This is a genomic window from Leifsonia sp. HAY1-4F (assembly GCF_056755275.1).
Genome location: NZ_JBNDHX010000007.1, coordinates 1 through 12,265 on the forward strand (window position 1 = coordinate 1; position 12,265 = coordinate 12,265).

Here is a 12,265-nt window from a genome sequence, read left to right on the forward strand (position 1 = left end):
GCGTGTAGCCGGTGTCCTCGACGAAGCGTCGGGAGAACGTGCGGGCGGAGACCTTGGCGTTCCGTGCGAGCTCCACCAGGGTCAGCGGCTCGGCCAGGTGCGCCAGCGCCCACTCCCGCGTCTCCGCGAACAGGTCGCCGAGCGGCTCCGGGACGCTGCGGGGGACGTACTGGGCCTGGCCGCCGCTGCGGTACGGGGCCGCCACGAGCCGCCGTGCGACATGGTTGGAGAGCGCGACGCCGTGGTCGCGCCGGATCAGGTGCAGGCACAGGTCGATTCCGGAGGCGGCGCCGGCGGAGGTCAGGATGTCGCCCTCGTCCACGAACAGCACGTTCTCATCCACCCAGATCAGTGGATACCGCTGAGCGAGCGCGCGCGTGTAGTGCCAGTGCGTCGTGGCGCGCTTGCGGTCGAGCAGCCCGGTCGCGGCGAAGGCGAAGGCCCCGGTCGAGATCGCGGCCAGCCGGGCGCCGCGGTCGTGCGCGGCCAGGAGGGCGGAGACGACGGAATCCGGCGGATCCGCCGTGGCGGGGTTCCGGTACCCGGGCACGAACACGGTGTCGGCCTGCTCCAGCGCCTCGAGCCCCTCCGCCACGTGATACGAGAGCCCGTCGCCGCCGGTGACCGGCCCCGGCGCCGCACCGCAGACGCGGACGTCGTACGGCATGCTCGGCCGGTGCGAGAACACCTGGGCCGGGATGCCGACGTCGAGCGGCTTCGCGCCGTCGAGCACGAGCACCGCGACGACGTGGTCGGCAGTCCTACCGTCGCCCGAAACGCCCGCTGTCATCTCGGTGCGGCGATCGGGTCAGTCGGTGCCGGAGTCGAAGGCCGCGCCCTCGGAGCTGAGGTCGATGTCGCGGGAGAGCGCCTCGTCGACCGCCTCGACGCCTTCGAGGATGGAGCGCGCGCTCCCCTCCTCCAGCTCGCCGACGAGGGCGCCGGTCGGGCCGCCGATGAGGCCGGCCGCGGCGTACTGCTCCAGGCGGGAGCGGGAGTCGGCGATGTCGAGGTTGCGCATCGTCAGCTGACCGATGCGGTCCCCCGGGCCGAACGCGGAGTTGCCCACGCGCTCCATCGACAGCTTCTCCGGGTGGTAGCTGAGGGCAGGTCCTGTCGTATCCAGGATGGTGTAGTCGTCGCCACGGCGCAGGCGCACGGTGACCTCGCCCGTGATGGCGGAGCCGACCCAGCGCTGCAGGGACTCGCGCAGCATCAGGGACTGCGGGTCGAGCCAGCGGCCCTCGTACATGAGGCGTCCGAGGCGGCGGCCCTCGTTGTGATAGTTGGCGACCGTGTCCTCGTTGTGGATGGCGTTCAGGAGGCGCTCGTAGCCGATGTGCAGCAGTGCCATGCCGGGGGCCTCGTAGATGCCGCGGCTCTTCGCCTCGATGATGCGGTTCTCGATCTGGTCGGAGGCGCCCAGCCCGTGCCGGCCGCCGATCGCGTTCGCCTCGAGCACGAGTGCCACCGGGTCGTCGAACTCGACGCCGTTGATGGCGACCGGGCGTCCGCCCTCGAACCGGACGGAGACCGTCTCGGGCGTGACCTCGACGTCGTCGCGCCAGGCGGCGACGCCCATGATCGGGTCGACGATCTCGAGTCCGGCATTGAGTTCTTCCAGGCGCTTGGCCTCGTGCGTGGCGCCCCAGATGTTGGCGTCGGTGGAGTACGCCTTCTCGCTCGGATCGCGGTACGGGAAGCCGCGCGCGACCAGCCATTCGCTCATCTCGGTCCGGCCGCCGAGCTCCTCCACGAAGGCGGAGTCGAGCCACGGCTTGTAGATGCGCAGCCGCGGGTTGGCGATCAGGCCGTAGCGGTAGAACCGCTCGATGTCGTTGCCCTTGTAGGTGGAGCCGTCGCCCCAGATCTCGACGCCGTCGTCCATCATCGCGCGCACCAGCATGATGCCGGTCACGGCACGGCCGAGCGGCGTGGTGTTGAAGTACGTCTTGCCGGCCGAGCGGATGTGGAAGGCGCCGCACTGCAGCGCGATCAGGCCTTCCTCGACGAGGGCGCGCTTCGCGTCGACCAGGCGGGCGATGTCGGCGCCGTACTCGACGGCACGACCCGGGACCTCGTCGATGTTCGGCTCGTCGTACTGCCCGATGTCTGCGGTGTAGGTGCAGGGGATGGCACCCTTCTCACGCATCCAGGCGACCGCGCAGGAGGTGTCGAGGCCTCCCGAGAACGCGATGCCGACTCGCTCACCGACGGGCAGACTGCTCAAGACCTTGGACACGGCATCCAGCTTACCGGCGCGCTCCGTGGTCGCGCGCGAGCCCCGGGTGCACCCCGGGCCGGTAGCCGCCGCGCTCCACCATCCGGGAGAGGATCGCCAGCAGGGTGGCGCGGTCGTCCGCATCGAGGTGCCGGAGCATGGCCTCCTCCTGCTCGTCTGCCAGGCGGGTCGCGGCGACCACCACATCCCGGGCCGCCGGCGTCAGGTGGATGGCGTAGGCGCGCCGGTCGTTCGGGTGCCGGCGGCGCTCGACCAGGCCGCTCTTCTCGAGGTCGTCGATGAGCCCCACCATGGAGTTGCGGTGCAGGCCCAGCGCGGTGGCGAGCTCCTGCTGCGTGCGGCCTTCCTGCCGGGCGACGTTCATGAGGATGCCGTACCGGTTCGGCGTCAGCCCCAGCGGCGCGAGCGCTGCGGTGAATGCCTGCGCGCTTTGCAATCCCAGCTGCGACACCAGGAAGCTGACGCGGGATTCCAGACCGGGCGACTCCGAGTTCATCCGGATATCGTACCAAGTTGTGATTGCACGTGAGCGTGACTATCACTTACCATGACGATATGAAGCTCACCATCTTCGGAGCGAACGGCCAGACCGGCCGGCTCCTCACCAGCCTCGCCCTCGACCGCGGTCACACCGTGACCGCGGTGATCCGCCGGCCCTCCGCCGACGTGGATGCCCGCGCCCACACCCGGATCGTCCCCAGCCTCGACGACACGGCGGAGGTGCGCTCGGCCGTGGCCGGCGCCGACGCTGTGTTCTCCGCCATCGGTCCGCGCAAGCGCGCAGACGCGCCGGTCGCGGCCCCGGCCGCCCGCGCCATCCTGGCCGGGATGGGCGAGACGCCTCAGCGCTTCGTCGTCATCAGTGCGGCGCCGGTCGCCCCGCCGCCCGCCGATGACAGCTTCATCAGCCGGCGCATCGCGTTGCCGCTGATCGGCACGCTGCTGCGCCCCGTGTACGACGACCTGCGCGAGATGGAGCGCGCGCTCGCCGAGTCCCCGGCCCTCTGGACGGCGTTCCGCCCGCCCAAGCTGACGTCGGGCCCGGCGAAGGGGAAGTACCTCACGCGCGTGGGAGGCAGCGTCCCGCGCCACTTCACCGTCTCGCGCGCCGACCTCGCCGACGCGATGCTGGCCAGCCTCGGCCGCCCCGAAACGGAGCGGGCTCCCGTCGGCGTCGCCGGCTGACCCGCCCCTGCCGCACCCCCACCGTCGAGTACACGAAGACTGCACGCGACACGCCGAGCGAGCGTGCAATCTGTGCGGACTCGACGGTGGGGGTGTGGGGCGTCAGGGGAGGCGGGGGGTGCGCGGCGGCTCGGTGCGGCGGCGACCGGTCGCCTCGAAGGCGGCGGCCAGGGCCAGCAGCGCCGTGTCGTCGTAGGCGCGGCCGGCGAAGGTGAGGCCGACGGGCATCCCGATGTCGTCCATGGTCCCCATGGGCACCGTCACGGTCGGGATGCCGAGGTGGCGCGGCACCAGGTTTCCGTTGGCGACCCAGACGCCGTTCCGCCAGCCGAGGTCCGCCGAGGCGGGGTCGACGTCCATGTCCGCCGGCCCCACGTCCGCCACCGCCGGGAAGATCACCGCGTCGAGGCCCAGCCCGTCCATCCACTCCTCCAGGTCGACCCGGCGCGTCTCCTCCAGCCCGCGGATGCCCTCGGCGAGTTCCGGGATGCCGGCGAGCGTCGTGCCGGGATGCGCCCGCACCCAGTCCGGGTACCCCGCGATGTCGTCCTCGAAGCCGTCGTACCGGTCGGGCAGCGCGCCCTCGGGATGCGGGAAGATGCGTGCGCCGTCGACCGGCACCAGCGTGTTCAGGGCCGGGTCGCCGTTGGCGGCGAGGAAGTCGTCCCACGCCCACGCCGACAGGTCGACGATCTCGCGGTGCAGGAACTCCGGGCTGACCAGCCCACGCGTCGCGATCGTCGGCGCGCCCGGACGGTCGCCCTCGTAGTTCGACACAGCGGGGAAGTCGACCTCGACGACCGTCGCCCCTGCCGCCTCCAGGTCCCGCCGGGCCGCCTCCCAGAGGGCGATCACCGACGCCCGCGTCTCGATCCGCTGACCGGTCGGGCCGCCGATCCACGTCCGTTCGGCCAGTGCGCTTCCCGCGGTCCCGGCCTCCGGATCGGCGTTGATGTACATGCGCGGAACGCCGAACCGACGTCCCTCAAGAGACGGGCCGGAGGCGAGCGCGGGATAGGACGCCGGCCGCACAGCGGACGCGCGCGGGAGCGGCACCCACGGCTGGGAGCGCCAGAAGTCGCCGCGCGTCTCGGCGTCGTCGGCGACGATGACGTCCAGCACCTCGAGCAGGTCCGCCATCGTGCGCGTGTGCGGCACCACCACATCCATCGTCGGCACCAGGGGCCAGTTGCCGCGGACCGAGATGATCCCGCGGGAGGGCGTGTACGCGCACAGGGCGTTGTTGGATGCGGGGGCGCGGCCCGACGACCACGTCTCCTCCCCGAGCCCGAACGCCGCGAAGCTGGCCGCCGTGGCCGTGCCCGAGCCGTTGGAGGAGCCGGAGGCGAACGCGGCCGTCAGGTAGTCGCCGTTGTACGGGGACTCCGCGCGACCGTAGAGGCCGCGCTGCATCCCGCCTGCCGCCATCGGAGGCATGTTGGTCAGCCCGAGCAGGACGGCCCCGGCAGCCCGCAGGCGCTCGATCGTGAACGCGTCCCGCTGTGCGACCAGGTGCTCGAACGCGGGCGACCCGGCCGCTGCGGTCAGACCCCGGGCGAGGTAGCTGTCCTTCGCCGTGTACGGGATGCCGTCGAGCGGCCCAAGCGTCTCGCCCCGGGCGCGTCGCGTATCCGACTCCCGGGCATCAGCCAGCGTGTCCGGGTTCCGCACGACGACGGAGTGGAGGTGCGGGCCGGCGGTGTCGTACGCGTCGATCCGTGCGAGGTACGCCGTGACGAGCTCCTCGCTCGTCGTGTCGCCGGCCTCGAGCGCGCGACGCAGCTCCGAGATGGGCGCCTCCACCACGTCGAAGGTCATCGCCCGTCCTCCTCGGAGGAAGTGGCGTCGGCGGACGCGGGCGCCGCGGCCACGGCCGGCTGTTGCTGCGTGATGCAGTGGATGCCGCCCCCGCGCGCGAAGATCGGCCGCGAATCCACCATGGTCACCGTCCGCCCCGGGTACACCGCTTCGAGGATCGCGGTCGCCTCGGCGTCCGCCCGCTCCTCTCCGAAGGCGCAGGCCACGATGCCGTCGTTGACAACGAGGTGGTTCACGTAGCTCCAGTCCACGAAGCCCTCCTCGTCCCTCAGGGTCGCCGGTGCGGGCAGGTCGACGATGTCCCAGGAGCGCCCGGCCGCGTCGGCCGTCTCGCTGAGCAGTGCCCGCAGCTCGCGCGTCACCACGAAGTCCGGATGGTCCGGGTTCTGCTGGGCGTGCAGCAGGAGGCGACCCGGCGACGGGATGGTCGCGACGATGTCGACGTGACCCTTCGTCCCGAAGTCGTCGTAGTCGCGGGTGAGCCCGCGCGGGAGCCAGATGGCGTGCGTCGCGCCGATCGTGCGGGCGAGCTCCGCCTCCACGCGCGCCTTGTCCGCGTACCGGTTGCGGCGCGGGTCGAGCTGTACGGTCTCGGTGAGGAGAACGGTCCCTTCGCCGTCGACGTGGATGCCGCCGCCCTCGTTGACGAGCAGTGAGCTGATGATCTCGGCACTGGTCCGGTCGGCCACGAACGCCGCGATCCCGGCGGATTTGTGCCACTCGGCCCATTCCGGGTCGCCCCAGCCGTTGAAGGTCCAGTCGACGGCGCCGAGCGCGCCCGGCCGCTCGTCGTCGACCACGAACGTGGGGCCGAAGTCGCGCATCCAGAACTCGTCCAGTGGCGCCTCCACCTGCTCCACGTGGGTGCCGAGCAACCGGCGGGCGCGCTCGCGTTCGCTCGGGTCCACGACCATCGTGACCGGCTCGTACTCGGAGACGGCGTGGGCCACCGCCGTCCAGGCGGCGTACGCCTCGTCGGCCGAGGCGGCGTCGTCGCCGAGGGTGATGCCGGCGCGCGGGAAGGCCATCCAGGTGCGCTCGTGCGGTGCGGTCTCAGCGGGCATGCGCCAGGTCATCGGTGTCCTCCGCGGATGGGCGACGAATTGTTGATCAGACGATCAATATGTGAGCGAAGCTACCTATACTGGGCGGACCATGTCAAGAGCCGCCCGACGCCCGCCCGCTGAGCGCCGCGCCGAACTGTCCGCTGCCGCGCGTGACGTGGCGCTCGCCGACGGGCTCGCCGCGGTCACCCTCCGCGGCGTCGCGGCGCGCGCGGGGGTCGCGCCCGCTCTCGTCGCGCACTACCACCCGGCCATGGATGAGCTGGTCGCGTCCGCCTTCCGCGCCGTGGTGGCCGCCGAGCTGGATGAGGTGCGCGGCCTGCTCGCGCCGGTGGGCGGTCCGACCGCGCGACTAGCAGCTCTCCTGCGCACGCTGCTCGACGGCACGCGGGAGGACGTCACCCTGGTCTGGGTCGAAGCCTGGGCCCTGGGCCGACGCAATGAGGCGCTCGCCGCTGCCGTCCGCGACGAGATGGACGCGTGGCAGGCGCTCATCCTCTCGGTGATCGGGGACGGCGTCGCGACGGGCGAATTCCGGCCCGACGACCCCGCGCAGGCGGCCTGGCAGCTGCTGGGCATGATCGACGGACTGAACGCCCAGGCGCTGGTCCGCTGGGGAGCGGGCGGCGAGCGCGGCCCCGCCCTGGCGCGCGCGGTCGAAGGGATGCTGGGGCTCGAGCACGGGACGCTCGGCAACACGTACGGCTGATTGCCGTACACTGGAGCGCATGGCGGTGAAGGACAAGCGGCTCGAACTCCGCGTCACGAGTGAGCAGAAACAGCTCATCGAGCAGGCGGCGGCGCTCGAAGGCCGCTCGGTCACCGACTTCTCCACCCAGGTGATCGTGGAGGAGGCGCACGAGGTGATCCGCCGGGAGCACCAGCTCACGCTCGATGCCGAGTTGTTCGACGCCTTCCAGGCAGAGCTCGACAAGCCGGCCCGTGTCGTTCCCGGTCTGGCCGATCTCTACCGCCGCGGCACTGTCTTCGGTGAGTGAGTCGAGCGGGTTCGCCGAGCCTCGACCGTTGCGGACCGGCGACGTCATCTCCGAATTCGTGTGCGGAACCGAGGAGCTGGACCGCTGGCTTCGCGCGTGGGCACGGCAGAACGACGCCCAGGGCGCGTCCCGGACGTTCGTATCGCCGGCGCCCGGATCCGACCGGGTCGCCGGCTTCTACTGCCTGGCGGCCGGGTCGATGGCCAGAGCGGATGCTCCCGGCCGGGTCGCACGCAACATGCCGGACCCCATCCCGGTCGTCCTGATCGGGAGGCTGGCGGTCGACCTCCGGTATGCCGGCAGGGGTCTCGGTGCCTCCCTTCTGCAGCACGCGGTGCTTCAGTCCGTCCGGGTCGCCCAGACGATCGGCATGCGGGCGATGGTGGTGCACGGCAAGGATGACCGGGCCGTCGCGTTCTACGAGCGCTTTGGCTTCGTCCGCATCCCCGGGCAGGAGCGTGCGCTGTACCTGCGAGTCAGCGACGCGCTCGCGACGGCGGCGTCGCTCAACTGATCCAGGCGAGCAGTTCGGCGCGGAACTCGTCCGGCTTCTCGATGTGGGCGGAATGGCCGCAGTCGTCGAAGACGACCTCTCGGGTGGTGCCTCCCGCGTCCGCGTAGCGGGCCAGCACGGCGCGCGTCTGGGCGAGCATCGGCTGCGGCGGCGCGACGTCCTCGCCGGGCCAGCCGGGGATGATGCCGGCGGCTCCCAGCTGGTTGAGGTCGAAGAAGGACGCATCGCCGACGATCGCATCCTGGGCTCCATGGATCCAGAGGATGGGCGGCTTGGCGGGCGCATCCACGATTCCGGAGGTGTTGAAGTACGTCGGCGCGAGCGTGTTGAGGACGCCCCGGGTGCCCGGAGCGAAGCCCGGCCAGTTATCGGAGGGGGCGGAGTCGCCCGGGTAGTTGTCGGGTCCGGTCGCGGTCGAGAGCATGGATTCGACCCAGAGGTCCTCGAACTCCGAGACGAAACCGGGAGCGACATAGGAGGAGCGGTAGACGGCGCGCGGTGAGGTCGGTGCGTCCTCGCCCGTGTCTCCCGCCTCCAGACGGGCGATGAAGTCGGGGTTCGCACCGCCGCCTCCCGTCCCGGACGCATCGGGGTTGAGGAGGCTGCCGTCGGCCGCCGTTCCGCCGAAGCCGTAGGGGGAGACCGGGGAGACGAGCGTCAACGTGCCGACCAGGTCCGGCCGGTCGAGCAGCAGCTGCATGGCGACACCTCCGCCGAGGCTCCAGCCCACCACGTTCACAGCTCCCAGCCGCAACTCGTCGGCGACCGCCGCGACGTCGTCGGAGAAGTCCCGGACTCCGCGCGTGCCGTCGACCGGGAGCGTCTCGCTGTCACCGAAGCCGCGGAGGTCGACGGCGAGGGCACGCACGCCGTCGGGGAGCGACAGCATGAGCGGCTGCCAGAACAGCGACGACGACACGTTGCCGTGTACGAAGAGGACCGTCCGGAGAGCCTCGCCGCTCGCGGGGCGCTCCAGTACGTTGGCGGTGTAGCGGGCGGTTCGGACGGTGCGGGACTCGATGCCGGGCAGCAGCGTTCCACTCATGCGTCGGCCTCCTTCGTGACGGGCGGATGCGGGACTGCGGCCTGCCCGCCGGGCGGATGCGGGACGGGCGGATGCAGCAGCGGCAGCACCTGACGCACCCCCGCCTCGGTCAGCAGGATCGTGTAATGGTTGACGTCCGTCGCCTCCCGGACCCGCATCCCGGGCAGCCGCTGCAGCCATTCGGACACCACGGCCGGGTCGTAGAGCGGCTCCGCATTCAGCAGTCCCCGGGGTGCGCGGATGAAGGAGATCGGCAGCTGCAATCCCGCCAGGGCCTCCGCATACCCGGTGGACCCGTCGAACTCCAGCGCGTTCACGGACACCGCCTCCGGGTCTGCGCTCGATCGCAGCTCAGGGGCATCCCCCATCAGGTCGTAGCCGATGTAGTCGTCGAGGGTGTCGCTCCACCACGGACCGAGCGCCGGATGCCGCTGCCAGAACGCCCGGTAGTCCTCGAACGACGCGAACCGCATCCCCAGACGCTCGAGTGCCGGCCCGAGGAGAACCGCGGGAACGTCCTCCGGGGCGACCCCCTCGGGCGCGGGGATCGGCAGGCCGCCGTCGATCAGCACCAGGCGCCTGACCCGGTCGGGATGCCGCGCCGCGAACCAGACCGCGACGAAACCGCCCATCGAGTGCCCGGCGAGGGCGACGTGGTCCACCTCCAGGGCGTCGAGCATCCTGGCCAGGTCGTCGGCGTGCTGGACCAGGCCGTACGGTGCCGGCAGCCCGGAACTGCGCCCGCGGCCGCACAGGTCCGGCGCGATCACGCGGGTATCGGGCAGGTCCTCGGCGGCGAGCAGCCACGCACGGTGGCTCGAGGTGATGCCGTGGATGCCGACCAGCGGCATCCCGCCGGCCTCCGGGTTCCAGATGCCGACCGCCAGCTCTCCTCCGTCGACCGGGACGCCGACCCGCTCGTACGGAGTCACCGGGCGCTCCATCCGCCGTCCATCGTGTAACTGGCTCCGGTCACCATCGCGGAGTCGCGTCCGGCGAGCCAGAGCGCCAGGCTCGCGACCTCGGTCGGTTCGACCAGCCGCTTGATCGCCGCCTCGGTCAGCATCACCTTCTCGACGACCTCCTCCTCGCGGATGTCGTGCAGCCGTGCCTGGTCGGCGATCTGCTTCTCGACCAGCGGCGTGCGCACGTAGCCGGGGTTGATGCAGTTGGAGGTGACGCCGTGCGGTCCGCCCTCGAGCGCCGTGGTCTTCGAGAGCCCCTCCAGAGCGTGCTTGGCGGTGACGTAGGCCGACTTGAACTCGGAGGCCCTCAGCCCGTGGACGCTGGAGATGTTCACGATCCGGCCGAAGCCCCGCTCGTACATCCCGGGAAGTGCAGCGCGGATGAGGAGGAACGGGGCCTCCACCATGATCCGCAGCATCAGGGCGAACGTCTCGGGTTCGAACTCCGGGATCGGCCGGACGTGCTGGATTCCTGCATTGTTCACCAGGATGTCGGTGTCGACCGTTGCCTCGGCGAGCTCGCCGGTCCGGGAGAGATCGACCTCCCACGCGTCGCCGCCCAGCCGTTGCGCGACCTCGCGCGCCGCGTCTCCGTTGAGGTCCGCGATCGTGACGCGGGCGCCCGCTTCGGCGAACGCCTCCGCGCAGGCGAGCCCGATCCCGCTCGCGCCGCCGGTCACCAGCGCCCGCCTTCCGGTGAGGTCCGTCATCGTCGACACTCCTTCCCGCAGGACCGGTGGCCCTCGCCGCACTCTAACTCCGGCCGCGTCGCCCGGGGAAGAGCGGCGGGGTCATTCGTAGACGAGGCCGATGCGCTCCCGGATGGTGTCGAGCGTGCCCATGATCGCGATCGACTGCGACAGCGGCATCCGGGCATCCTCGCCGCCGCCGGCCGCGACCAGTCGCTCGATCGCCCGCGCCTGGTACTGCATCCCGCGGCCGCTGATCTGCGATTCGTACGTCTCGATCACGCGTCCGCTGTGGTCGACGACGCGGAATGCCGTCGGCACGAAAAAGGTCGCGTCCAGCTCGATCCGCGCATCCGTCCCGACCACCGTCGCGCTGTTGTCGCCGGCCGCATCGAGCACGGTGGTGAGCGCCGCCTGGGCGCCCGATTCGTAGCCGAGCAGGATGGAGGTCTGCCGGTCGACACCGGTCGCCGTCGGCGTCGACAACGCGAGCACCTCGCTCGGCGCGCCCAGCACATCCCAGGAGAACGACACCGGGTAGATGCCGAGGTCGAGCAGGGCGCCGCCGCCGAGTGCGGGGTCGAGCATCCGCCCGGCGGGATCGGGGCTGGTCCGCTGGCAGTGGTGCGCCACCACCGATCGGAGCTCGCCCAGCGTTCCGTCGTCGATGATCTCGTGGAGTCGATCCATGTGCGGCAGCCACCGCGTCCACATCGCCTCGAGGGCCACCAGGCCGCCGAGGCGTGCGGTGTCGGCGACCTGCTGCGCCTCCTGCTGGTTCATGGTGAACGGCTTCTCCACGAGGACGTGCTTGCCGGCGGCCAGGGCGAGCAGGGCGTTCGGAGCGTGCTGCGGATGCGGGGTCGCGACGTAGACGATGTCGATGCCGGGATCGGCGGCCAGCTCCTCGTACGAGCCGTGCGAGCGCGGGAGGCCGTGGGCGGCGGCGAACCGCGCGGCCGACTCCGGCGTGCGGGATCCGACCGCCGCGACGGTGTGCCCATCGAGCTGGAGGTCGCGCGTCATGGCGGCGGCGATGCCACCCGTTCCGAGGATGCCCCAGACCGGGGACGAGGTCGTCATGCGGTCATCGTAGCGGCGACGGGGTTGCTCACCGGCGGCCCGGAGAGCGGGAAGCGGAGCGGGAGCGGAGTGAGCAGGAATGGAGAAGCGGTCGTGATGCCCGAATCGTAGATTGGTCGCAGTCCACACGAGAGCCCACAGACCAGGAAGAGGACATCATGGCCACGACGACATTCAGCAAAGAGGAGAAGGCAGCCATCAAGGCCGCGGTCGCGGAGAAGAAGGCGGCGCAGGAAGGGGCGGATGCGGCGGCCGCGTGCGATGCCGCGATCGCCGCGATGACCGGGACCGACCGGGAGCTCGCCGAGGCGTTCCACCAGCTGGTCGCCGAGAACACCTCCCTGAACGCGAAGACCTGGTACGGGATGCCGGCCTATACCGACGCCGACGGCAAAGTGGTGGTCGCGTTCAAGCCGGGATCCAAGTTCAAGATCCGCTACGCGACCCTCGAGTTCCAGCAGGCGGCGAACCTCGACGACGGCAACATGTGGCCGGTCGGCTTCGCCCTGACGAAGCTGGACGCCGCGGACAAGAAGCGCGTCGCCGACATCCTGAAGGCCGCCGTAGGGTCCTGAAGGCACCGTTCCTCCGCCCCCGGCCGCGCAGGGTGAACCCGGGGTGAAAAACGGTCTCGGGGTGGCATCCCTCCGCTAGCGTGTGCT

The 12,265-nt window shown here is 71.3% G+C and carries 14 protein-coding genes; 5 read left to right on the plus strand and 9 right to left on the minus strand.

What is annotated here, in order from left to right; all coding sequences use genetic code 11:
- The 3 genes from ACPYOG_RS02690 to ACPYOG_RS02700 form a co-directional block, all read right to left on the minus strand.
- Positions 1-790 (minus strand): GlxA family transcriptional regulator (locus ACPYOG_RS02690; RefSeq protein ID WP_481292715.1); only part of this gene is annotated, 790 nt, incomplete at its 3' end.
- 18 nt (positions 791-808) lie between these two features.
- Positions 809-2,242, minus strand: coding sequence for an argininosuccinate synthase (gene argG / locus ACPYOG_RS02695; RefSeq protein ID WP_481292716.1), 1,434 nt, complete (start codon positions 2,240-2,242; stop codon positions 809-811).
- A 10-nt stretch (positions 2,243-2,252) separates the two neighbouring features.
- Positions 2,253-2,738 carry a MarR family winged helix-turn-helix transcriptional regulator gene (locus tag ACPYOG_RS02700; protein ID WP_481292717.1) on the minus strand — a complete coding sequence of 162 codons (486 nt, stop codon included), beginning with the start codon at positions 2,736-2,738 and terminating at the stop codon, positions 2,253-2,255.
- 59 nt (positions 2,739-2,797) lie between these two features.
- Here ACPYOG_RS02700 and ACPYOG_RS02705 point away from each other — a divergent pair, with 59 nt between their 5' ends.
- Entirely contained in the window at positions 2,798-3,427 is a 630-nt protein-coding gene (locus ACPYOG_RS02705; protein ID WP_481292718.1) for an NAD(P)-dependent oxidoreductase, read from the plus strand.
- Positions 3,428-3,529: 102 nt separating this feature from the next.
- On the opposite strand, the gene ACPYOG_RS02710 is transcribed toward ACPYOG_RS02705, so the two are convergent.
- Positions 3,530-5,245: an amidase gene (locus tag ACPYOG_RS02710; RefSeq protein WP_481292719.1), complete on the minus strand. Its 1,716-nt coding sequence runs from the start codon at positions 5,243-5,245 to the stop codon at positions 3,530-3,532.
- Positions 5,242-6,321 carry an agmatine deiminase family protein gene (locus ACPYOG_RS02715; RefSeq protein WP_481292720.1) on the minus strand — a complete coding sequence of 360 codons (1,080 nt, stop codon included), beginning with the start codon at positions 6,319-6,321 and terminating at the stop codon, positions 5,242-5,244. The genes ACPYOG_RS02710 and ACPYOG_RS02715 overlap by 4 nt, the downstream gene beginning before the upstream one ends.
- 79 nt (positions 6,322-6,400) lie before the next feature.
- On the opposite strand from ACPYOG_RS02715, the gene ACPYOG_RS02720 reads away from it, so the two are divergent.
- From ACPYOG_RS02720 to ACPYOG_RS02730, 3 genes are read left to right on the plus strand one after another with little or no spacing between them, the layout of a single operon-like run.
- A complete protein-coding gene (locus tag ACPYOG_RS02720) occupies positions 6,401-7,018 on the plus strand; it encodes a TetR/AcrR family transcriptional regulator (RefSeq protein WP_481292721.1) in 618 nt (205 codons plus the stop codon).
- A 19-nt stretch (positions 7,019-7,037) separates the two neighbouring features.
- Complete coding sequence (locus tag ACPYOG_RS02725; RefSeq protein ID WP_481292722.1) at positions 7,038-7,307, plus strand: type II toxin-antitoxin system TacA family antitoxin; 270 nt, start codon at positions 7,038-7,040, stop codon at positions 7,305-7,307.
- Positions 7,300-7,821: a GNAT family N-acetyltransferase gene (locus ACPYOG_RS02730; protein WP_481292723.1), complete on the plus strand. Its 522-nt coding sequence runs from the start codon at positions 7,300-7,302 to the stop codon at positions 7,819-7,821. Before ACPYOG_RS02725 ends, ACPYOG_RS02730 begins: the two co-directional genes overlap by 8 nt.
- Here ACPYOG_RS02730 and ACPYOG_RS02735 read toward each other — a convergent pair.
- The 4 genes from ACPYOG_RS02735 to ACPYOG_RS02750 all read right to left on the minus strand — a co-directional run bounded on the left by ACPYOG_RS02735 (position 7,814) and on the right by ACPYOG_RS02750 (position 11,603).
- Positions 7,814-8,866, minus strand: coding sequence for an alpha/beta fold hydrolase (locus tag ACPYOG_RS02735; RefSeq protein WP_481292724.1), 1,053 nt, complete (start codon positions 8,864-8,866; stop codon positions 7,814-7,816). The genes ACPYOG_RS02730 and ACPYOG_RS02735 overlap by 8 nt on opposite strands.
- Entirely contained in the window at positions 8,863-9,798 is a 936-nt protein-coding gene (locus tag ACPYOG_RS02740) for an alpha/beta hydrolase (RefSeq protein ID WP_481292725.1), read from the minus strand. Before ACPYOG_RS02740 ends, ACPYOG_RS02735 begins: the two co-directional genes overlap by 4 nt.
- Entirely contained in the window at positions 9,795-10,541 is a 747-nt protein-coding gene (locus ACPYOG_RS02745; protein WP_481292726.1) for a 3-hydroxybutyrate dehydrogenase, read from the minus strand. Before ACPYOG_RS02745 ends, ACPYOG_RS02740 begins: the two co-directional genes overlap by 4 nt.
- 81 nt (positions 10,542-10,622) lie before the next feature.
- Complete coding sequence (locus tag ACPYOG_RS02750) at positions 10,623-11,603, minus strand: Gfo/Idh/MocA family protein (protein ID WP_481292727.1); 981 nt, start codon at positions 11,601-11,603, stop codon at positions 10,623-10,625.
- Between the two features lie 158 nt (positions 11,604-11,761).
- On the opposite strand from ACPYOG_RS02750, the gene ACPYOG_RS02755 reads away from it, so the two are divergent.
- Positions 11,762-12,178: a hypothetical protein gene (locus ACPYOG_RS02755; protein WP_481292728.1), complete on the plus strand. Its 417-nt coding sequence runs from the start codon at positions 11,762-11,764 to the stop codon at positions 12,176-12,178.
- Positions 12,179-12,265: the final 87 nt, after the last annotated feature.